The organism is Gammaproteobacteria bacterium, assembly GCA_035546635.1.
Taxonomy (GTDB): Bacteria; Pseudomonadota; Gammaproteobacteria; order JAURND01; family JAURND01; genus DASZWJ01.
The window spans coordinates 1-21,701 of the sequence record DASZWJ010000032.1; the positions used below are offsets into that span (position 1 = coordinate 1).

Genomic DNA, 21,701 nt, shown 5'->3' on the forward strand with positions numbered 1-21,701 from the left:
TGCGGCTGCCTGGGTTGATGGTGAGGGTGGTAGGTTTGGCTAGGACGTGTTTGGGCTCGATAGCGGTATCATCGGAAACCAGTTGTAAGGTGAAGTTAAAAGGCTGGGATAGGGTTTCTGTGCCGGAAAAACTTAAGGGTATTAGTTGGTCTTCTGGTAGTAAATCCGATTGTAGGAAACGTTGGGTTTGGGTTAGCCAGGACATGGTAAACTTCCCTTTGAGATTTAAATTCTGGAGTGATGAATGATAATGGCATAACAATGTTGAACATGATTTAAAATTACATATTTTATTATTAACAATGCGAATATTAAATAATAAAAACATTAGAGCATAGAATTTAATTTGTCGCAATACAGGTTTTGAAATATTTATTCTGGCGGTGATTAAGGTGGCGACGTATCATCCAAATTGATGGCAAAGTCCTAGTTAAATAAAAAATATGACTATTTTTGTTCTGTGGTTATTTTTATTTAAACAATGAAAGAGGGGGTTACAGTGCTTAGGTCAGGGGCTATGTCATGCTATGCTAGTGCCCACCTAAGGAGATCATTCGCTACGCTCAGGATGACAGAGTATAAAGATGGCGGAGTCAGATGACAGAGCCTGGTGGTTCAAACTTCAAATCAAAAGCGTGATAAAAAAAATAACTAAGGAAAACCCCTATGAGCAGCTCACAATTTCCCCTACTTAAAACCCGGCGGTTTTTGCCGCTGTTCCTTACCCAGTTCTGGGGAGCCTTCAACGATAATGCGTTTAAATCGACGATGGCGGTACTAATTACCTACGAATTAATCACTAATATCAGTCATGCACAGTTATTGGTTAATTTAGGCGGAGGTGTGTTCATTCTGCCATTTTTTTTACTATCGACTCTGGCAGGTGAACTGTCAGATAAATACGATCGGGCATTGTTGGTGCGTATTTTGAAGTTGCTGGAAATTCTATTTATGGCTTTGGGTTTGCTGGGTTTTTATCTTGGTAATGTAGCAATATTAATGGTGACTTTATTTTTAATGGGTGTGCATTCCACTTTTTTTGGTCCAATTAAATATTCCGCATTGCCGGATTTATTACAGCCGCATGAATTGCTGGCAGGTAATGGTTTGGTAGAGGGTAGTACCTTTATTGCCATTCTAATTGGTACGATTTTAGGAACGCAGTTGGGAGTAACCAGGACAGGGGCATTATTGGCATCTAGCATTTGCATTGGTGTAGCGGTGTTGGGTTGGATCAGTAGCTTATTTGTACCGCGTGTGCCTTTGGGAGATCCTGGATTAAAAATCCACGCAAATATTTTTAAGGCCATATGGCGCTTGGTGCGTTTTACAGCCGAGAATCGTCCTGTTTATCTTTCTATTTTAGCTATGTCGTGGTTTTGGTTTATGGGGTTTATATTTATCACGCAATTTCCAGTTTATTCTAGGGCGATTATTGGCGGTGATGAGCATGTGGTGACTTTATTTCTGGTGATGTTCTCAGTAGGTATCGCGGTAGGTTCTTTATTGTGCAACCAATTTTTACGTGGGACGGTACATGCAAGATATGTCCCAATTTGCATGTTGTTGATGACGGTATTTACTTTAGATTTGTGTTGGGCAAGTCACGGGCAGGTGCCGCTTTTACCACATGGTGGCGGTGTAATGGCTTTTTTATCAGGATTGACCGGCTGGCGCATTGCCCTAGATTTATTTTTACTTTCAGTGGCCGGTGGTTTTTATATCGTACCGCTTTATGCTTTGATGCAAGTGAAAAGTTCAGCGGCACACCGATCGCGGATTGTGTCATGCAATAATATTATTGGTGCCTTATTTATGTTTGCGGCAGCATTGATGGCTATGGGATTGACGGAAATTGGTTTTTCTAGTGTACAACTATTTTTAGTGATTGGCATAGCTAATGCGTTGGTTGCATTTTATGCTTGGAAAAAATTGCTGCAAATAGTTTAAGGGCACCTCTAGAAATTCAGATTTTTGTTCAAGTCAAGGCGGATTTGATTTTAAAACCGGAGTTTACATGCGAGTAAATGAGGATTTTAAAATCAAATCCAACGCGGAATTGAACAAAAAGATAATTTCTAGAGGTGCCCTTAAGATTAATTTCGGGTATTTTTCTAATGTATTATGTAGGACGATACCATTTATCTTTAAAGCTAAAATTTTTCTTGATTTTTAATATTCTCTTAAAATTAACTTGTTACTTTTCTGTTGATAGAAGTTGATAAAACAGAAATAACATTAATAAATACTTAACAGTTTTATAAGTTAATTAAGAGAAAATTATGCGAGAAATAGACGAAATCCCAACTAAATCTAGTAACATACTTAAAGAGTTAAGTGTTATAAAATTAAAATTATATCCTCCTAAAAAGAAAGATCATCATTTTGGAACTAGATATACACTTAATGAACTGCCTAAATTATTAGAAAAATTAAATCTAAGTGCAATTGAAGATGAATTCGCATCTCTAAATCGTGCTCGGTTTGTTTTAACAAAAAACTTTGAGATATTTTTTTCACCAGAGGGTGAGCCAGATACCAATATTTCTTCGCATGCTGGTTTGTCTCGCAATGATTCTGTTTTATCAGCAGGAACAGTATATTTTCAAAAAAACCAAGAAGGTGTTGTCAAGATTTACCAAATTGATAATAAGAGTGGTCACTTTTATCCTGATTTTAGATCGCTAAACCTGGTTCTTCCTATTTTGATAGAAAATAATCTTCTGGATGAGAATATCGCGCTTGAAGAATATTCAGATAAAAAATATATCGCAAGTCAATCTGTTCCTCTGAAAGATTTAACAAAACTATTAAGTCATGCTAAATTATCTGAAAAATTATTAAAAAGTATTTCCATTCAAACTCAATCTTCAAATGGAGCTACCAGCAGAAAGGAAAGTGTACAAGATATATGGACATTAACTGCATTAAAGCCAGAGTTATTGGTAAAAGAAAGCAAGCAAACCAGCCCAACATTAAAGTATGATACATATTCTCCACCTTTGCATGTTCAAGATACGTGGTTTAGTGATTCTCCCAAAAGGAATTTAGTTAGCCCACAAAAATCCCCACCTCCAGCAACCAAAATGGGTGCGGCGCTAAAATTAGCATCTGCTTTGGTAAAAAAGCGAAAGGCAAAAGAGTTGCAACTACCTTCTCCTTCTCCAACTGATAAGACTCCTCGAAAAATTTTAACGCCTAAAAAGAGCATCAGCAAAATTAAAGTCTCTGATCCTGCTCTAGAAAACTTTGATCCGAATAAGAGAAGAACCAAACAAAATTCCGAAGAAGTAATCACTGTGCCATCATCGAGGCTAAGAGCCCGGTCTTTAATAAAAGCGATGAATACTTTTGATCCATTAAAACTTACCTCAATACCGTCAGCACCTAAGAAAAGTCCAGCTAAGGAAAGTACGCCGCTTGGATTATTAGATGAAGAGGAGAAAAGAAAGCCATATAGGAGATTGGATTTTTCTAGAAATTATGCACAATACAAAGCAGAGGCATGTACTTCCACTTTTTTTAATCATTCTAATTCCCCAGAAATTCCAGTTCCTTTGAAACAAGAAGAGATTGGAAAGATAAATAAGCAAAAGGACATAACTGCTAAGATTACAAGCTTAGCATTCTGATGAATACTTGAAGTGGAATAATACCTAGAACGTAACTTTCACAAGTGGAGAGGGTCACCGTAGTTAACCGGACCACTAGTGAGTTTTTTGCTGTCATGACAGAATATTTTATCCGTTCGATTCTACTGATATTGATTGAGAAGGGGGGCGCGGTATAAAACGGATATCCTCATCGCTGCTGGTGGATAGACTACTGCCTAAGAAGCTGTGGCTGTCTCGACGTTTGAACTCCCTCTTTGCTTTTTTCTCAGGAGAAAATGAAAAATGCTTGAAATCTAAATTTTCAGTCATGGGGCCAGAATTAGAACGTTTTGCCGAGCTTAAGGGTGATGGAGCTTGGCGCGCAAATAAATAATAATTCTCTAATTCAGTTTGAGAAGCTTTGGCTAGAGAGGGTTTGGTCTGTTGCTCTTGGTTATCTAAATGTTGTAATAATCGCATGGTGGCAGATTCGCTATCATCTTTTCCGGGAGATAAATTATCCTTGGAGGTAATTGCCGCGACACTACTAGTGAAATATTTTATTGCCAATCCTGCACCCACCGTGGTGTCAATTTTATCACCTACGTTTTCATAGGTTCCGAGTTTAGTCGTAATGGTCTCATCAAGTTTATGTTTAAATTTTTCAGCTTTATCTGCTAATGAGCCGAAAAAGTCTTTAACTTTTGTAAACACACCTGTAGTGGGTTTGGTTTTCTTATCCTGTAATGCGGCTAATTTTGCTGTTGTGACTTTTAGGGCTTGCGTCTGAGCTGAAAGCTCCTCTTCTGCTTGCGTGGCACGTTTTTTTGCCTGGTCAGCAACTTCTTTAAGCTTAGTGAGCTCAGGGCTTTTACTAATTAAATCACTTATAAATACTTCTTTGTCAGGGCTTCTTGATGAAATATATCTTTTATAAGCGCGTGATTTCTGAACTTTAGACGAAAGAGCGCTTTGTTCTTTCTTGGCTTTTTTGGCTAATTTGCTATTAGCAGTGGTTTTTTCCTGCAGTGTTTTGGTTTGTCGTTTAACCAATGCTTGTAAGCGCGGTTCTTCTGCGGCAGTCTGGGCATCATTCACCATGGCGAGAATTTCTTCACGTTTAGCAAGTGTCAGCAGTATGGCGAACTTTTCCAGCCAGGCCTGGTTTTTAATATGTTTAGACCAATTTAGCATTTTTCCAAATTTTTCTTCCTTGAGTACATCGCAGACATATTCTTTGATGCTATCTATAAAAGAACAGGCTGAAGTGATTCCTGGAATAAAATCCAGTTGCCCCACAGCTGCGATCACATAATCTGCATAAGTTTCTTCATCACTGGGTGTTGTCGCCAACAATTTTGATTTTGCGCCTTCTGCGCCGGTAATTAGGCAACTAAAGGAGCTGATGATTTCTTCATAAAAAGCTTCCAGTGCAGGATTTAGCCTTATTAGGTTGAGCGCTTCAGCGTGACGCACATTCTTTGCATCTTTTGCACCTTGCTTGAGTTTAACCTTCGGCAAAATATCGCGATAATCGGCAGTGAGTTTGCCAACTTCACCGGCAATGGCTGAGTAAGCAGGATTGCTGGGTAAAGTTTGCAATATCGCTAAAGTAGTTTGATAGGTATCGTCAATTTCATTAATCAAATTATCTTCTGCATCTGGGTCATCTGAAATTTCATGGGAGCATTTGTATTCAGGGATGTCAGTTATGCCCAGGGCATTGAACATAGAACGCAATTGATTTTGCAAATCACGGAATTCTTGGCTGCGTTGTGCTAAATATTGCTTAGGATCATTGTGGGCTGATAATTCCGGCAGCTGCGTATTATCATATGGTTTTGTGTCATCTGCTTCACCAGTAAGTACTTTGCCTTTTTTTAATGCGTTGCTTTTAAGCTCGGCTAATTTTAGGGCGACGCTATCTAGTGCTTTTTGTGGCTTGCGTAATTGCTCTTCTAAAGCAGGTTGATGTTGTTTGAAAATTAATTTAGTGCGTAATTGGCTATAATTCGCTTGGAGTATACGGAGTTGTTCTGTGAGTTTAACTGCTTTGCTATTGCTTTCAATCATCTTCAGCATTTCATTGTGCACTTTTTCCATAAAATTCAGCTGATGAGTTAGGCTATCTTCGCCTTGGCTGGCGCAGGTTACGTATTTTTCAGTTATTTCTTTCAAGAATTCAAGATTTCTACATTGGGATAAAAATGCATTAAAATTGGCGTTAACTCTGGATAAATCAGTTAAATTCTGGGATTTTAAAGCAGTTTCTACCTCTGAGCCGAGTAACGTTAATTTTGCAGAAACATAATCCCAGGCATCCATGTCTGAATTAGAAACTTTGACCTCTTTTGGTTCAAGCGAGAATTTTCGACTGATAGGGGGCGGTGTAAAGTGTTGTGCTGGTGGTTCTTGTGCTTGCTTGCCGCGTACGACGCAAAAATAGTAAATACCAAAAGAAGCTATGCTTTTAGCCCAGTCCCAACCAGTCATTTTATAGGCGCTAGGTTTCACTTGAGGGTTTTTGCTTGTAGGAGCAGTATCATTGGATTTTTTGCGGAAGAAGGTAAATGCCATAACGCCTCACTATCACCTGATTTTATCTATGGGATTCTAGTTTTTTATAAGATATAGTATAAATCTTAGACATTAAGGGACTATTAAGGATTTTATAAAACATGGGTAATTCGCGGCATTTAGATAGAAATGAGGTAGATTTCCACCTTTCGCAGAGATCAAGAGTAAGGAATGGTTTAATACTGCTGATGCTGCTGCTATCTGGTTGCAGGGATCAAGTATGGAATAATCCTCACCCCCTTAAGGAATATGGCGAAAATGTGCGTTTTGGTTCTTTTGACGCGCCTCCAAAAACCTTAGATCCCGCACAATCCTACTCTGTAGATGAACAGATGTTTATTGCTCAGGTTTATGAGCCACCGCTGCAATACCATTATTTGAAGCGTCCCTACACTTTGATTCCACTTACGGCACGCAGCATGCCGGTAGTGCGTTATTGGGACACCAATCATCAGCCTTTGCCGTCAAATGCGTTGCCTCAGCAGGTTGCTTTTACTACTTACGATATCACAATCCAGCCAGGGGTGTTTTATCAGCCGCATCCGGCTTTTGCCAAGGATGCTCAGGGCAACTATCGTTACCACCATCTGAGTGAGCATCAATTACGTGGCATCTCGCAACTCGGCGATTTTCCTTATAGCGGAACCCGCGAATTAACAGCGGATGACTATGTTTACGAAATAAAGCGCCTAGCATTGCCGGATGTAAATTCGCCAATTTTGGGATTGATGTCCGGGCATATTCTGGGTCTTACTGATTATGCTGCTACATTGCGTGCCGCCTATGATAAACAGCGAGCAGAAAAAGTGATGGCACCTTGGCTGGATTTAAGAAACTATCCGTTGGCTGGGGCGCAAGTACTGGATAAATATACTTACCGTATCACGCTCATAGGCCAGTACCGGCAGTTTATCTATTGGTTAGCTTTGTCCTTTTTTGCACCTGTGCCATGGGAAGCGGATTATTTTTATTCTCAACCGGGGATGGCGAGAAGGAATATTAATTTTAGTTGGTACCCCATTGGTACCGGCGCTTATATGTTGACCGAAAATAACCCGAATAAACAGATGGTGCTGGAACGCAACCCCAATTTTCATGCGGAATACTATCCAACCGAAGGGGAACCTGGCGATAAGGCAGCTGGATATTTAACCGATGCAGGGAAGCGGTTGCCCTTTGTGGATAAATATGTTTTTAGTTTGGAGAAAGAACCGACACCGCGTTGGAATAAATTTTTGCAGGGCTATTACGATCAGTCGGCTATCGGTTCTGATAATTTCGGCGAAGCTATCGCGATGGATGCATATGACAAGCCGCGGCTTACTTCTCAATTGTTAAATAAAGGTATTCAGCTACGCACCAGTGTGGAGCCTAGTAGTTTTTATTATGCTTTTAATATGCTAGATGATACGGTGGGTGGCTATAGTAAGCGGGCGAAAAAATTACGTCTGGCTATTTCTATTGCCTTAAATGAAGAAGAGTTAATTAGTATTTTTCTAAATGGCCGGGGAATTGCTGCCCAGGGTCCTATTCCTCCGGGTATTTTTGGTTACATCAGTGGTGCCGCTGGGATTAATCCTTATGTCTATGATGAGGTCAATGGCGAGCCGGTGCGTAAGTCTCTTGAAACTGCGAAAAAATTATTGGCAGAAGCCGGATATCCCAATGGTCGAGATGCACAAACCGGAAAGCCGCTGATTTTGCGTTATGACACAACCTCAACTTCGCCGGTCGATAAAGATCAGTTTGACTGGATGCGCAAGCAATTCGCGCGTTTAGGCTTAGAATTGAATATTGAAGCAATAGATTATAACCGCTTTCAGGATAAAGTGCGGGGCGGTGATGTGCAGTTCTTTCCTTTTGGCTGGATAGCCGATTACCCTGACCCGGAAAATTTCTTATTTTTGCTGTATGGTCCAAACAGCATAGTCAAGAATAATGGCGTCAATAATGCGAATTATGCCAATCCGCAGTTTGATGCGTTATTTAACCAAATGAAAGGCCTGGAAAATACGCCTCAGCGTTTAGAGATTATTCAAAATATGGTGGGCATAGCGCAGGCAGATAGTCCCTGGGTGTGGGGAGTTTTTCCTAAGACTTATATTTTATCACAGGCTTGGATAGCACCGATTAAACCTAATCCGGTGGCGAATAATATTTTAAAATATCAGCGTGTGGATCCGGCATTGCGAGTTAAATTGATTGTCAGTTGGAATAGGCCTGTTGTTTGGCCGTTTCTGTTGTTGGTGTTGGTAGTTTTGGCATTAGTGTTGCCGGTAGGTATTGGCTATTGGCGTAAGATACACAGGCCGGTTAAGTTGTTACCCTAATTACTTAATTAAAGGACGCCTATCATGTTTGCCTACATAATACGTCGCATTTTATATGCCATCCCGATCTTAATCGGTGTGAATTTAATTACCTTTATACTATTTTTTATGGTCAATAGCCCGGATGATATGGCTCGCTTTCAGTTGGGACAAAAATATGTCACACCGGCCGCCATTGCACAATGGAAGCATGCCAATGGCTATGACCAACCTTTGTTTTTTAATGCACAAGCGGCTGGTGTTGGCCACTTGACCCAGACTTTGTTTTTTAAAAAATCATTGGGACTGTTTGCCTTTAATTTTGGTGTATCACAACGTGGTCGTGATATTGGTCAGGATATTCGCCAGCGCATGTGGCCAAGTCTGGCTTTAGCCATTCCCAGTCTATTCATTGGATTGATAGTTAATATCACTCTGGCGTTGTTCATCACATTTTTTCGCGGTAGTTACTTGGATATCTGGGGAGTCGGCGCTTGTGTACTGTTAATGTCTATATCTGGGCTATTTTATATTATTGGCGGGCAGTATCTATTTGCTAAAGTACTAAAAATAACCCCAATTTCTGGCTACTTGGGAGGGCTTTCAGCGATTAAATTTTTGCTACTTCCGGTGGCGGTCAGTGTCATAGCGGGTATAGGCGCAGGTGTACGCTGGTATCGCACGATTTTTTTAGAAGAAATTGGCAAAGATTATGTGCGGACGGCACGTGCTAAAGGCTTGGGAGAAAATGTTGTGTTATTTCGACATGTGCTGAAAAATGGCATGATCCCCATATTAACTGGCGTAGTCGTGATTATTCCAACATTGTTTATGGGTAGTTTAATCATGGAGTCTTTTTTTGGTATTCCAGGGTTAGGGAGTTATACCATTGACGCCATTTCCCAACAGGATTTTGAGATTGTGCGGGTGATGGTATTTTTAGGAACTTTGTTTTATGTGGTGGGATTAATATTGACGGATATTTCTTATACTTTGGTAGACCCGCGGGTGAAGTTTTAAGGATTAATACATGCATTTCCAACTTGCACTTTTATGGACTGACATACTTATTTATATCCTGGCGTTAGCTTGCATGTTGTTTGGTATTTTCGCTTGGCGAAATCCTTTGCTGCGTGAATCCTGGCGGATTGTATTGCAGAGGCCTTTGGCCATGGTGGCGCTGGTGGTTTTAATCGCCTATAGCCTAATTGGGTTATTGGATTCTGTGCACTTTCATCCAGCATTGCCGGTGGTATCTCTTGGTCAGGTCTTTTATTCCAGTCGTGTAGAAAGTCTATTCGACGTGTTAATCAGTCCGTTGGGTCAGCGAGAGGAGCAAACTTATACTGCGCCATTTGCCATTGCTGCGGTGCATCCGTCTGGGTATTTGATTAAGGCATTGTTTGCAGCTGTTTTAAAGGCACTGGTCATTTGGGTGTTGTTGGCGCAATTTTTCGTACTGTGCTCAGCAGTAGGTGCAAAGCAAAAAGTCAGCAAACAATTCGTTTTGATGTTACGTGGTAAGACAGTTATCGCCTGGCGGAGTATTTTTATCACAATGGCACTGGTGCTGTTGGTGGTATTTATTAGTTTAGCATTATCTACGATCTATCATGTCATGGGTACAGACAAAGTAGGGCAGGATGTTTTTTATCAAACACTGAAAAGTATTCGTACGGGTTTATTGATAGGGACATTGACAACATTATTTATGCTGCCGTTTTCTATTTTTTTTGGCACGATAGCGGGCTATTTCGGCGGTTGGATTGATGATGCGGTGCAGTATATTTATATTACGTTAAGTTCCATTCCCGGAGTGTTGTTGATTACTGCGGCGATACTATCATTGCAGATTTTTATTAAAGATCATCCGAGCTTATTTCCTAATTTGGCGGTGCGTGCGGATGCACGCTTGCTGATTTTGTGCGCTATTTTGGGTGTTACCAGCTGGACAGATCTCTGTCGGTTGTTACGTGGTGAAACCTTAAAATTGCGGCAAATAGATTTTTCGCAAGCGGCGGTGGTGATGGGAGTGTCGCATTATAAAATTATTCTCAAACATATTCTGCCGAACGTGATGCATATCATTTTAATTACCGTGGTTTTGAATTTTAGTGCATTGGTGCTGGCTGAGGCGGTTTTATCTTATGTTGGCGTGGGTGTAGATCCATCGACGATCAGTTGGGGTAATATGATTAATAGTGCGCGTTTGGAGTTGGCGCGCGAGCCGGTGGTGTGGTGGCCGTTGTGTGCAGCGTTTATTTTTATGTTTATGCTGGTGTTTTGTGCGAATATTTTTGCAGATGCGGTGCGGGATGCGTTTGATCCGAGATTGCGTGGTGTTTTAAAAAGAAGTATCAGCTTGAGGATTTAAAGTGGATTTTCAAAAAACCCACGAATTAAAAACAGAAAATTTACTGACCGTAAAAAACTTAACGATTCGTTTTTCTACGACATCAGAAGAATTTGTTGCGGTAGATAATGCCAGTTTTTCTTTGAGGCGTGGTGAAACCTTGGCATTAGTTGGCGAATCTGGCAGTGGTAAATCGTTAACAGCGCTAGCTATTTTGCAACTGCTGCCGGGTAACGCACGAATGACGATGCATAGTCAAATTTTTTTAGCGGGGCAAAAAACATTAAACGCACCAATCCAAGATTTGCTCTCGTTACCGGAAGTGGCATTGCGTAAAATTCGTGGTCGGCGTGTAGGAATTATTTTTCAAGAAGCCAGCACTGCGTTAAATCCAGTACTGACCATTGGTGAGCAGATCAATGAAGTATTGCGTCGTCATTTTAAATTACCGCGTGGTGTACGCCGTCAGCGTATGCTCACCTTGCTGGCGAAAGTAGGTATTACTGATCCTGTGCGTTGTTCTGCATCCTACAGTTATGAACTGTCTGGTGGACAGCGGCAACGTGCCATGATTGCCATGGCATTGGCTGGCGAGCCGGATTTATTAATTGCCGATGAGCCGACCACGGCATTAGATGTGACCTTGCAAGCGCAGGTGCTGCAATTGTTGCGAGAAATACAGCGCAATACGGGTATGGGATTGTTATTTATTACGCATGATCTGGGGATTGTTTACCAGATTGCCGATCAGGTTGCAGTGATTCATGCCGGCAAAATTGTCGAGCAGGCGAGCGTGGCGACTTTTTTTAAAGCACCCCAGCATCCTTATAGTCGACGGTTATTTGCAGCCTTGCCGAGTTGGGAAAATCGTGTAGATAAAAACGTATTTTTGACTGCTGAGAAAGCGAACCCCTTATTATCTATTCATAGTTTAAAAGTTTATTTCCCGATTAAAAAAGGGATTTTTCAGCGAACGGTGGATTATGTGAAGGCAGTGCAGGACGTTAGTTTTAATGTGCGAGGCGCAGAGACTTTTGCTTTAGTGGGAGAATCGGGTTGCGGTAAGACCACGATTGCTAAAGCCGTGTCACGTTTGGTGCAGCCTATGGCGGGGCAAGTGATGTTTCTTAATCAAGATTTAGTGCATTTGCAGCACGCCTCTTTGAATCAATTGCGCGGTGATTTGCAGATGATTTTTCAGGATCCTTATGCTTCGATGGATCCGCGTATGCATATTGGCGGAATCATTGCAGAAGGTATGTTGGCGAGAAAAATGGCTAGCAGTTTGGCTGAATGTTATCCTGTTATTAGAGAATTGTTACAGCGTGTCGGTTTGGCACCTGATTGTATTGAACGTTTTCCACATGAATTTTCCGGTGGGCAGCGCCAGCGAATTTGTATTGCGCGTGCCTTGGCAATGCGTCCTAAGCTGATTATTTGTGATGAACCGACGAGTGCCTTGGATGTGGTGGTGCAGATGGATATTTTAAAATTATTGCAAAGCCTGCAGCAGGAGTTAGGATTATCATATTTGTTGATTACGCATAATTTTGCGGTGGTGGCTTATCTGGCACATCATGTGGCGGTGATGCATCAAGGTAGGATTATTGAACAAGGGGGAGTGGAGCAGGTGTTGTTTCAGCCTAAAGAAGATTATACGCGGCAGTTATTGGCTGCTGTTCCTCGGGTGGGTAGTGTGATTTAAGGTTTTGTTCTTAGACAAGCTCTAAGTATCCTGTCATTACGGTATTGTTGTTTTGTAAATTATAATTTAGTTTGTAGATCATCGAGATAACAAACTTTTATTTATGACTACAATAATGCCGTAAAACAAATTGAGGAGGAAGATAAGATGAAAATTAATTATGTGACCACCGCTGAGCAGATTGGCAGACGAGAAGGTTACCAGGAAGGGTTGGCAACAGGGTTTGCAAGAGGGTTTGCAGGAGGGATTGCAGGAAGGATTACAAACAGGATTCTTACAAGGAGAGGTTGCTTTATTAATCCGTATACTAGAACATCGTTTTCACATTATCCCTCCAGAATATTTAATCCGTATTAATCAAGCTCATGCAAATACGCTACTGCTTTGGGCTGAACGTGTACTTGATGTTGCTACTTTAACTGAAGTGTTTGCCTAGGGTCTGTTGTCAATTAGGCGCAAAACGACGTAACAGGGCTAATTGACAAAACATTTAGCACTATAAAATTTTATCTAATTCTTTTTTTCAAAAATCTAGGAATTTACAAATTAGGCTTATTTCTTCAAGGGCTAAACCCATCATGGAACCAGAAATTTTATTCACCGAACTTGCTGGCCGGCATGGCCATATGGGTGAAATTATTCTTAACCGTCCCAAAATGTTAAATGCATTGACTGAGAGCATGTGCATTGCTATGCATGCGAAGTTGCACGAGTGGGAGCAGGCTAGTCATATTAAAGCCATTGTGATTCGTGGCGCGGGAGAGCGAGCATTTTGTGCCGGTGGTGATATTCGTGCTGTCTACGCGTTGCGGGAGCAACCGGAATTGGCACAGCAATTTTTCTGGCATGAATACCGATTGAATCATTGCATTTATCATTTGCAAAAACCGTATATCGCTTTGCTCGATGGTCTGACGATGGGCGGTGGTGCTGGTTTGTCTATCAATGGCCGCTTTCGTATTGCTACTGAAAAATTAACATTCGCTATGCCGGAAACGGGCATAGGATTTTTTCCTGATGTCGGCGGCAGTTATTTTTTACCACGTTGCCGTGATTACATCGGTTGGTATTTGGCGTTGACTGGAACTGTGATTACTGCTGTGGATGCACTTTTTGCTGGCATAGTTGATATTAGAATTGAAAGCAAGCATCTGTCTGAATTATTGCAAGAGTTGCTTGCTGTGCCATGGGATGACGCTGATCTGAATGCAACTGTACAGCAGGTGATTAAGCTTTTTGCTTTACCATTTAGTCCATCTGAATTATCAGAATATGCCCCGATTATTAAGCAATGTTTCTCGCAATCTTCAATTGAAGCGATACTCGTCGCTCTGAAGCAATATCACGAACCTTGGGCGCATGAAACGATGCAAATTTTGGCTACACGTTCGCCATTGAGTTTAAAAGTCGTGATGGAGCAATTACGTCGTGGTGCGCAATTGGATTTTGATGAGTGTATGCGTATGGAATACCGCATAACTCAACATTTTTTGCAAACAGCGGATTTTTTTGAAGGCGTGCGGGCAGCGGTGATTGATAAAGATCGCAAGCCGCATTGGCAGCCAGGTGATTTGGCTGCGGTGACGGCAGAGCAGGTGGCAGGATTTTTTACAACATTAAAGAAAGAATTGAATTTTAAGTAAATTGATGAAAATCTTCTTCTGTTGTTGTAGATATTGCCTCTTTAGGTTTTTCTAATGCATCATCATCATCGTCCAAAACTAGAACAGATTTACCAAAAAAATCAGATAAGCTGGCAGGACTGCGTGGGAAATTTTTGCGAGATAATGTTGTATAATCGCGAGTAAGCATAGTTTCAAGTTCTGTGATCCTACTCTGTTCTAAAGCAAGATTTTTTAAAACATCGTTACTTTGTCTAACGATTTCTTTAGCTATTTTTCCTAATTCTCGATTTTTAATAGATAAATCACTAATGCTTTTTCTTAGAGCATAAATTTGCTTTACTAAATAATTTTGCAAGGATCTTAAATTTTTAATTTTATTTAAACTGTTATCCATGTCATTGAGATTTTTACTCGTGTCTTCGTTTTGAGTAGTAACTCTTTGAGTAACAAATTTTTTGTAATCAGATGTTAATAATTCTTGAAGTTTCTTGATTCTAGTTAGCATAAATTCCAGAAATTGGAAATAAAATAATACCCCATCTTCGTAACTGAGTTCAGTTGATTCAGTATTTGTGGTATCGGGTTTGATATCATGATTATTTTTTGATGAATTTGATTTATTTTGTAATCCTTCTAGAATAGAGCCAATATGCGCTATTTGTAGTTCTTTTATATATTGAGAGCTCTCTGCTTGTTTTTTTTCTTCGCCAGCCATGTTACATACTCCAGAAATTTTATGTTTATAATTATTTTTTATTAATGAATGTAGCTGCTTTGTCAAGTCGTTCCAAAACTTTGGTTTTTCCAAGTAATTCTAATGTGGTATCAATCGGTGGTGAGACTGTGTCGCCGGTTACTGCCACGCGTAATGGTTGTGCGACTTTACCCAACGCTGATCCGGTTAAGTTATCAGCGACTTTTTGCACGGCAACGTGTAGAGAAATTTTATCCCAAGTAGTGAGGTTTTTAAATTGTTCTGACAATGCTGCCAGAATTGGTGCAGTTTCAGAAGTGAGATTTTTTGCTGCTGCCTGAGGTGCGTAATTTTCAAAATTTTGATAAAAAAATCGGCTCTTAGCAGCTATTTCTGCCAGGGTTTTGCAACGCTCGCTCTGTGATGTGACTAAGACACTTAATGCGGGTCCTTGCGACACATCAATTCCGAGTTTTTCCATATGCCAGGCTAAATGTTCTGCTACGTATTCTGGATTCAACGTTTTTATATAATATTGATTTAACCATAATAGTTTTTCTGGATTGAAAGCGCCGGGGGCGCGATTGATATCATGCAGATCAAATAATTCGACCATTTCTGGGCGTGAAAAAATTTCCTGGTCACCGTGTGACCAACCCAGGCGTACTAAGTAATTGAGCAGTGCTTCTGGCAGATAGCCTTCATCGCGGTACTGCATCACGCTGACAGCGCCATGCCGTTTAGATAGTCTTTTACCGTCAGCGCCCAAAATCATAGGCACATGCGCATATAATGGCACAGTGGCGCCTAGTGCTTTGAGAATGTTAATTTGTCGGGGCGTATTATTGATATGATCGTCACCGCGGATCACATGAGTAATGGCCATATCCCAGTCATCGACCACTACTGTGAAATTGTAAGTTGGGGTACCGTCAGTTCGAGAAATGATTAGGTCATCGAGTTCACGATTGTTAAAACTGAGCAAGCCGCGTACCTGATCGTCAAAAGTGACAGTGCCATCATCAGGATTGCGAAAACGCACGACAAAAGGCTGATTGCTTGACGCGGACGTCAATTCACGGCAATGGCCATCGTAGCGAGGTTTTTCTTTATTGGCGAGCTGGGTTTCGCGCAGTGTTTCCAGGCGTTCTTTAGTGCAATAGCAACGGTAAGCCTTGCCTTCAGCTAAGAGTTGTTGTATCACAGCGTGATAGCGATCAAAACGTTGGGTTTGATAGAATGGACCTTCTTGGTAGTCGAGATTTAGCCAGGACATGGCGTCGAGGATGGCCGTAACGGATTCTGGGGTAGAGCGTTCTAGGTCGGTGTCTTCTATGCGTAAAATGAAAGTACCTTGATGTTTATGAGCATATAGCCAGCAATATAGGGCGGTGCGTGCCCCGCCAATATGGAGATAACCGGTAGGGCTGGGGGCGAATCGGGTGCGGACAGTCATAGTTTTTTCTCTTTAATTGAAGAATGTATATAATAACATAATCAAATAATGGATGATTAAGACCATGCTATTTAGATTTATTGTTAAGGATATTAAACGCACGTGGCTGGCCGTTCAGTACTCATTTGCTGGGTTCCGGTCAGTTTGGCAAGCGCAGTGGGCATTTCGCTGGGAATTGTTGTTATGCGTTATTGGTATGCCAATGGCATTCTGTTTTGGTAAAACAGCAATAAATAAGGCGGTATTAATCGCGGTATTGATTCTGTTATTGATTGTAGAAATTCTGAATTCAGCGCTGGAAACGGTGGTAGATCGGATTGGCTTTGAGCATCACACATTATCAGGACGTGCTAAGGATTTGGGATCGGCAGCAGTATTTTTAGCGGCGGTGAATGTTGTAGTCGTCTGGTTGATTGTTCTAATATAATCGTAAATTTTAGTCCTGATTTGTTTGTAGTGCTGTTTTGTGCTTTTAAACCATGGTAGGGGAGTTGGAAAGTGGATCTGAGTTTGCTATATGAGAAATAATCTCATATTGATTCTGTTCAATATTGGAATTTATAGCTACCGGTTTTTCATCCGTTGGCGGTACAAAAAACGAAATAGAATTCTGTCTACTTCGGGCTTTAGTTTCTTTTAAATCTTGTAGGTCTACTAGTATGCAATCTTCATCTGGATGTTCTATAGCTGTTTCATTGGTTCCTATGGAAAAATCTTCTTTTGCATCCAAAGGAATATTCTCAATCCCGTTATCCGAGGGGGTAGCTACAGAAGTTGGAGGATCAATCACTAAATGCTGAATACCGGCAGGACGAGTAGCTCTAATTATTTTAATGCCACAAAATGCCAAGCATAACATAACACCTCCTGCTGCAATTTCAAGGCCTGCGCTCAGTTTGTTGGTTTCGCCTAGCTGAGGATGATTCCGCATTGCCATCGAGCCGGTTATGACAAGGATGGCTCCCAGTGGAAATGTTAATGCCACGCCTAACTTTATTTTCTCTCGAACTCTTTGCATTTTGCGCTACCTTTATGGGTGTATGAATTTTACGTTTCATATATTTCCAATAGAGTAGCTGGGCAAAATTAACCGAATATTAACATGTCTATAAAAATTTTTTAATTCTAGTAGTGCGAGGAATTTTTTCAGAATTACTTCTTCATGATGTGTTTCATGTGTAAGGTTCACGAAGTCATTTTTTCGAGGTATCAGTCAGATGAAATGGATAAGGTAAAAATTCACGTAACGGGGCAGACAGTTGAATGCCCTGAGTTGTTGCCAGATGAATCATAGTATGCTCTGTTGCAAATTCATAAATCAGTTGTCTGCAAGCACCGCAGGGAGTGCAAAGATTGTCTGTTGGACTTAAAATCAGGATTTCCTGAATGTGACGTTCACCGCCAGCAACCATAGTGCCAATGGCATTGGCTTCAGCGCATTGAGTAAGTCCATAAGCTGCGTTTTCCACATTGCATCCGCTAAAGTACTGCTCTGTATCCGTTCTGATAACAGCTGCGACTTGGAAATGACTATAAGGGGCATAAGCGTTTTGAATCACCGCTTTGGCATGATTGAGCAGGATTTGGGTGGTGTCAGACATACGGTGTTTCCGAGTAGAGTGTTAAAGTATTTAGTTTATCAGAAAATATGCGAGGTGGCATTGACCTGTTTAGATTAAAATTTTAACATACTCACCCATCTTTAAATGGGCGATTAGCTCAGCGGGAGAGCACTGCCTTCACACGGCAGGGGTCAGTGGTTCGATCCCACTATCGCCCACCAATAAAATCAATGACTTATGTCTAAAAAGCCTTGGCGCATTCTAGCTCCAAATGCGACAATCATTTTTATATTGCTGTATAAACATCTCATATGGCGTTTTATAGCCAATACATTTTCTAGGGCAATGGTTCATTTTACTGGCTAATTGATCTAGCTCCTCCTGGGTAGTATTGGCAATATCTGTTGACCTAGGTAAATACCATCTCAAACGACCATTCATATTTTCATTGCTTCCTTTTTGCCAAGGAGAATGAGCTTCACAGTAATACACTTTGCATTTAATTTCTCGTTCAAGATGCCGGTAATCCGCAAATTCACTACCTTGATCAAACGTAATCGTTTTACACATCTTTTTGGGCAGTATCTCAAATTTTCCTTTTATCTTATCCATAACGCCACGAGAATATTTGCGATCATTCTTTATCAGATAGACCAGTCTGGATTTGCGTTCTACTAGCGTAGTGACTGCTCTTTCTCTTGTGCCGCTAAATGCAATCGTATCCCCTTCCCAATGACCAAAGCGTTTTCTTGTTATTATATCCTCTGGCCTTTGCGTAATTAATCTAATCTTTCCATAGCGGCAAGGCTGCTTTTTCCTACCATAACGCTTCCGTCTCTTCGGTTTTTTATAGGCTAAATAATGATATAGCTCTTTTTCTTTGGAAGCATAAATAAATTGATAAATCGTTTCATGGCATACATTGAAACTTAGCTGTTGATGCTTCATTCGTCCTGCAATTTGTTCTGGGCTCCAGCCTTTCTTCAAACCCTTAATGACATAATCTCGTAAAATCCCATTCCTTTGTAATTTCTTTAGATAACTTCGCTTTCGCCTTTCTTGTCTTTTTTCCTCAGCCAATACTGGAAAATAGCCTTCTGGCTCTCGGTTGCGATTTAGTTCTCGGTAAACAGTTGACCTATGTTTTCCTACTTTTTGACAGATTTCTGATACAGGCATACCCATTTCTAGATATACGTATATACGACGTCGATCTGTAACTGATAATTGAGTATACTTCCCCATGCGGCAGTCTCCTTGCTATTTTTATTCATGTTTTCGTAGAACATTGAATATACAGCAGTTTTGACTGTCGCACTTCTAATTAGAATTCGGCCTTCGGTTTCCAAAATGACAGATTCAGTGAAGTGCAAATGAAGTGTAAATGAAATGAGTCCTTTCCAATGCTCTGCATAATGCATGGCGAAGCCGTACCCAACTAATCGCACTTTATTAGTTTGATTCATATAGATTTTGATATCAGTTTGTTACTTTTCGAACATTTTTAAATCTTTCGTTATGAAAAAATTTTTTGGATATCTCAATTTTTTGAGGAATTTTATAGGGCGCCAATTTATTTTTACAAAATTCTTTTATTTCTCGATGAAAATACTTAATATTGTTTATTGAATCGTCTAATACAATGCGTGCTTTTACAATTTGTCCTAGTATTTGGTTGGGCTCTGATACAACAACAACATCTAAAACACCGTTCATCATTCGAATAACATTTTCAATTTCAGAAGGATAAACTTTTTTACCTCCTACATTAATGATTTCAGATACTCGTCCCAAAATACGTAAGTAATCACCCTCAACTGTTACTTTATCTTCTGTTTTAAACCAGCCATCTTCAGTAAATGGACTTTCTGCATTAAGATATCCTAGCATTGCAGATTCTGCTTTTATTTCAAGCATTCCATTGATTATTCGAGTTTGGTAGTTTTCTCCTTCTATTTTCATATAAAGAGAATTAGAAGATTTGGATTTGGTATTTAAGATACCAACTTCGGAAAGACCATAGTTTTGTGATAGTCGTATTTGAGGAAAAAGTTGATTAAATCGTGTTAATACACTTTCCGACATAGGTTCAGCGCTGTAAGTTACTATTTCAAGGCTACTTAAATCATATTGGGTATGTGCAGCACTTAGTAAAAATAAATTAATAAAGGTGGGTGTTGTCGGTAAAGCTTGAGCTTTATATTGCTCGATACAATAACAAATATGCTGTGGGGTGCGATTTTTTACAGTAATCACACAGCCGCCATTTGATAGGGTTTGCAAAAGTGTATTCAGTCCTCCGATGTGATCAAATAATAAAAAGCAGATAGTTTTTTTGGCAATACGAGGTTTTTTAAACTTTTCTAATAGTTTTGCAAAATTGTGAACCACTCCTTTTGGATTGCCGGTTGAACCTGAAGAAAAGAGGATTAGACCAGGTACTTGTAATTCGCGAAGCTGGGTAATTAATGGATGTTTTGTTTTTGTTACTTTGTCAATTAGAAAAAAATTATCATGTTCATCCAGCTGGATACAAAACTCAACTTCGGTTAGTTGCAAAGGGTGTTTCTGTTCTTCTTTTGAAGATGAAGTTGTAAGGATAAGGATACATTGATGCTGTATTAAAGCTAGTAATAAAGCAATCGTAGCGGGTGAAAAATCTGAACATAACTCTACTACACTGCCTTTTTTTATCGGACTATTTTTTAACCAGGTTAAATAAGTTAAAGTTGTTTTATGTAGGTGTGCATAATTATAGGATTCTCCATTCCATATCATGGCTTCTTGATTACTATTATTTTCAAATTGCTCTAAAAGAAAAGTTATGCTCATGATATACCACCCAAATAAATTATTTGTCCAGTAATGAAAGAGCTTGATTCAAGTAAAAAAAAATCAACTACATTTGTAATATCTTCAAATTCAGCAAAACGTTTGATGGCTTGCCGCTGTAGTACAGCATCCAGCTTTTCTTTGGGTACATTACGAATCATGTCTGTATAAATAGGATTTGCACCAACAGCGTTAATGGTAATGCCAATATCAGCTAATTCATAAGCCAATATTTGTGTCAGTGAATTAACGGAGGCTTTAGATGCAGCATATATTGCTTCACCACTAATCTTCAACGGAGTTGCAATGGATGTAAAATTAACAATTCGGCCAAATTTATTTCTTGCCATAAGCCTTGTTGCTTCGCAACAAAGTAAAAATGTACCTAGTATATTCGTATTTAAAATATTACGAACAGAACTCATAGGAGTTAATAAACTATGATTCATAGCGGCAATACCAGCATTGTTAAGTAGGTAATCCAAACGACCATATTCTTTCTTAACGACCTGGAACATCTTTTGTATGTCTATTTCGTTACTGACATCTGCAAGAAAATGTTGGTAGTTGTTCAGTTCCCATTCGGGTTGCTTTTTACTGCAACCAATGACTTGATGGCCTTTTTGAACATAATAGTGTGCTAGAAATTTTCCTATCCCTTTACGTGTGCCGGTAATTAGTGTCACAGGTTTACTCATGGAGTAACTCCATTTCACTCATGACATAATCTGCTAAAGTTCCGACAGTTGAAAAAGGGCTGTGTTTAGCGGAAAAAGCTTTTTCACTTGCAAGAGTTAAATTTCGATTAAACTCTTCCTCGATACCTCGTTCAACATGCATTATTAGATTTACTAATGATATCGAGTCTAATAAACTTTCTTGGGCATACAAAATAATGCTTTCGCCTTCGGATAAATCAATTTTGTTAACTAATGAAACATTAGCTTCTATTATAGCGTCATGAATTATACTAATAACTTTATCTCTAGACATGC

General features: G+C 40.0%; 19 protein-coding genes and 1 tRNA gene. 10 read left to right on the forward strand and 10 right to left on the reverse strand.

The annotated features are described in order from the left end of the window. On the reverse strand, positions 1-205 hold a 205-nt coding region (locus VHE99_08910; GenBank protein HVV69131.1), incomplete at its 3' end, for a hypothetical protein. Between the two features lie 461 nt (positions 206-666). Between VHE99_08910 and VHE99_08915 the strand changes: the two genes are divergently transcribed. Together VHE99_08915 and VHE99_08920 are read left to right on the forward strand one after the other, a co-directional pair. Beyond that, positions 667-1,950 (forward strand): MFS transporter, encoded by a 1,284-nt coding sequence (locus VHE99_08915; protein ID HVV69132.1) that lies wholly within the window; start codon positions 667-669, stop codon positions 1,948-1,950. Between the two features lie 332 nt (positions 1,951-2,282). After that, complete coding sequence (locus tag VHE99_08920; GenBank protein HVV69133.1) at positions 2,283-3,632, forward strand: hypothetical protein; 1,350 nt, start codon at positions 2,283-2,285, stop codon at positions 3,630-3,632. A 108-nt stretch (positions 3,633-3,740) separates the two neighbouring features. Here the strand turns inward: VHE99_08920 and VHE99_08925 are convergent, their stop codons facing one another. Continuing rightward, entirely contained in the window at positions 3,741-6,170 is a 2,430-nt protein-coding gene (locus tag VHE99_08925) for a hypothetical protein (protein ID HVV69134.1), read from the reverse strand. A gap of 188 nt (positions 6,171-6,358) precedes the next feature. On the opposite strand from VHE99_08925, the gene VHE99_08930 reads away from it, so the two are divergent. The 6 genes from VHE99_08930 (at position 6,359) to VHE99_08955 (ending at position 14,180) form a co-directional block, all read left to right on the forward strand. After that, complete coding sequence (locus VHE99_08930; protein HVV69135.1) at positions 6,359-8,500, forward strand: ABC transporter substrate-binding protein; 2,142 nt, start codon at positions 6,359-6,361, stop codon at positions 8,498-8,500. A gap of 24 nt (positions 8,501-8,524) precedes the next feature. Beyond that, positions 8,525-9,499: an ABC transporter permease gene (locus tag VHE99_08935; GenBank protein ID HVV69136.1), complete on the forward strand. Its 975-nt coding sequence runs from the start codon at positions 8,525-8,527 to the stop codon at positions 9,497-9,499. A gap of 10 nt (positions 9,500-9,509) precedes the next feature. Continuing rightward, complete coding sequence (locus VHE99_08940; protein HVV69137.1) at positions 9,510-10,853, forward strand: ABC transporter permease; 1,344 nt, start codon at positions 9,510-9,512, stop codon at positions 10,851-10,853. A gap of 1 nt (position 10,854) precedes the next feature. After that, complete coding sequence (locus VHE99_08945) at positions 10,855-12,537, forward strand: ABC transporter ATP-binding protein (protein HVV69138.1); 1,683 nt, start codon at positions 10,855-10,857, stop codon at positions 12,535-12,537. Positions 12,538-12,718: 181 nt separating this feature from the next. Then, positions 12,719-12,973: a DUF4351 domain-containing protein gene (locus VHE99_08950; GenBank protein ID HVV69139.1), complete on the forward strand. Its 255-nt coding sequence runs from the start codon at positions 12,719-12,721 to the stop codon at positions 12,971-12,973. A 142-nt stretch (positions 12,974-13,115) separates the two neighbouring features. Further along, complete coding sequence (locus tag VHE99_08955) at positions 13,116-14,180, forward strand: enoyl-CoA hydratase/isomerase family protein (GenBank protein ID HVV69140.1); 1,065 nt, start codon at positions 13,116-13,118, stop codon at positions 14,178-14,180. Here VHE99_08955 and VHE99_08960 read toward each other — a convergent pair. Further along, positions 14,173-14,877 carry a hypothetical protein gene (locus VHE99_08960; GenBank protein ID HVV69141.1) on the reverse strand — a complete coding sequence of 235 codons (705 nt, stop codon included), beginning with the start codon at positions 14,875-14,877 and terminating at the stop codon, positions 14,173-14,175. The genes VHE99_08955 and VHE99_08960 overlap by 8 nt on opposite strands. 31 nt (positions 14,878-14,908) lie before the next feature. Next, positions 14,909-16,312, reverse strand: coding sequence for a glutamate--tRNA ligase (gene gltX, locus VHE99_08965; protein ID HVV69142.1), 1,404 nt, complete (start codon positions 16,310-16,312; stop codon positions 14,909-14,911). A gap of 64 nt (positions 16,313-16,376) precedes the next feature. Between gltX and VHE99_08970 the strand changes: the two genes are divergently transcribed. Next, positions 16,377-16,739 carry a diacylglycerol kinase gene (locus tag VHE99_08970; GenBank protein HVV69143.1) on the forward strand — a complete coding sequence of 121 codons (363 nt, stop codon included), beginning with the start codon at positions 16,377-16,379 and terminating at the stop codon, positions 16,737-16,739. 45 nt (positions 16,740-16,784) lie between these two features. Here VHE99_08970 and VHE99_08975 read toward each other — a convergent pair whose 3' ends face one another. Together VHE99_08975 and VHE99_08980 are read right to left on the reverse strand one after the other, a co-directional pair. Then, positions 16,785-17,330, reverse strand: coding sequence for a hypothetical protein (locus VHE99_08975; GenBank protein HVV69144.1), 546 nt, complete (start codon positions 17,328-17,330; stop codon positions 16,785-16,787). Positions 17,331-17,505: 175 nt separating this feature from the next. After that, positions 17,506-17,913, reverse strand: a complete 408-nt coding sequence (locus VHE99_08980; protein HVV69145.1) for a cytidine deaminase — start codon at positions 17,911-17,913, stop codon at positions 17,506-17,508. A gap of 107 nt (positions 17,914-18,020) precedes the next feature. On the opposite strand from VHE99_08980, the gene VHE99_08985 reads away from it, so the two are divergent. Next, positions 18,021-18,095, forward strand: a tRNA-Val gene (locus VHE99_08985). Positions 18,096-18,135: 40 nt separating this feature from the next. Here the strand turns inward: VHE99_08985 and VHE99_08990 are convergent. From VHE99_08990 to VHE99_09005, 4 genes are all read right to left on the reverse strand, one after another. Continuing rightward, positions 18,136-19,119, reverse strand: a complete 984-nt coding sequence (locus VHE99_08990; protein ID HVV69146.1) for an IS30 family transposase — start codon at positions 19,117-19,119, stop codon at positions 18,136-18,138. A 234-nt stretch (positions 19,120-19,353) separates the two neighbouring features. Next, entirely contained in the window at positions 19,354-20,706 is a 1,353-nt protein-coding gene (locus VHE99_08995; protein HVV69147.1) for a fatty acid--CoA ligase family protein, read from the reverse strand. Next, entirely contained in the window at positions 20,703-21,404 is a 702-nt protein-coding gene (locus tag VHE99_09000; protein HVV69148.1) for an SDR family oxidoreductase, read from the reverse strand. Before VHE99_09000 ends, VHE99_08995 begins: the two co-directional genes overlap by 4 nt. Continuing rightward, positions 21,397-21,699, reverse strand: a complete 303-nt coding sequence (locus VHE99_09005) for an acyl carrier protein (protein HVV69149.1) — start codon at positions 21,697-21,699, stop codon at positions 21,397-21,399. The genes VHE99_09000 and VHE99_09005 overlap by 8 nt, the downstream gene beginning before the upstream one ends. Positions 21,700-21,701: the final 2 nt, after the last annotated feature.

Excerpts from the sequence above, each read along its gene's own strand:
- VHE99_08915 (HVV69132.1), top strand. The coding sequence starts at position 667 with ATGAGCAGCTCACAATTTCCCCTACTTAAAACCCGGCGGTTTTTGCCG.
- VHE99_08920 (HVV69133.1), top strand. The coding sequence starts at position 2,283 with ATGCGAGAAATAGACGAAATCCCAACTAAATCTAGTAACATACTTAAA.
- VHE99_08925 (HVV69134.1), bottom strand. The coding sequence starts at position 6,170 with ATGGCATTTACCTTCTTCCGCAAAAAATCCAATGATACTGCTCCTACA.
- VHE99_08930 (HVV69135.1), top strand. The coding sequence starts at position 6,359 with ATGCTGCTGCTATCTGGTTGCAGGGATCAAGTATGGAATAATCCTCAC.
- VHE99_08935 (HVV69136.1), top strand. The coding sequence starts at position 8,525 with ATGTTTGCCTACATAATACGTCGCATTTTATATGCCATCCCGATCTTA.
- VHE99_08940 (HVV69137.1), top strand. The coding sequence starts at position 9,510 with ATGCATTTCCAACTTGCACTTTTATGGACTGACATACTTATTTATATC.
- VHE99_08955 (HVV69140.1), top strand. The coding sequence starts at position 13,116 with ATGGAACCAGAAATTTTATTCACCGAACTTGCTGGCCGGCATGGCCAT.
- VHE99_08960 (HVV69141.1), bottom strand. The coding sequence starts at position 14,877 with ATGGCTGGCGAAGAAAAAAAACAAGCAGAGAGCTCTCAATATATAAAA.
- gltX (HVV69142.1), bottom strand. The coding sequence starts at position 16,312 with ATGACTGTCCGCACCCGATTCGCCCCCAGCCCTACCGGTTATCTCCAT.
- VHE99_08970 (HVV69143.1), top strand. The coding sequence starts at position 16,377 with ATGCTATTTAGATTTATTGTTAAGGATATTAAACGCACGTGGCTGGCC.
- VHE99_08975 (HVV69144.1), bottom strand. The coding sequence starts at position 17,330 with ATGCAAAGAGTTCGAGAGAAAATAAAGTTAGGCGTGGCATTAACATTT.
- VHE99_08980 (HVV69145.1), bottom strand. The coding sequence starts at position 17,913 with ATGTCTGACACCACCCAAATCCTGCTCAATCATGCCAAAGCGGTGATT.
- VHE99_08990 (HVV69146.1), bottom strand. The coding sequence starts at position 19,119 with ATGGGGAAGTATACTCAATTATCAGTTACAGATCGACGTCGTATATAC.
- VHE99_08995 (HVV69147.1), bottom strand. The coding sequence starts at position 20,706 with ATGAGCATAACTTTTCTTTTAGAGCAATTTGAAAATAATAGTAATCAA.
- VHE99_09000 (HVV69148.1), bottom strand. The coding sequence starts at position 21,404 with ATGAGTAAACCTGTGACACTAATTACCGGCACACGTAAAGGGATAGGA.
- VHE99_09005 (HVV69149.1), bottom strand. The coding sequence starts at position 21,699 with ATGTCTAGAGATAAAGTTATTAGTATAATTCATGACGCTATAATAGAA.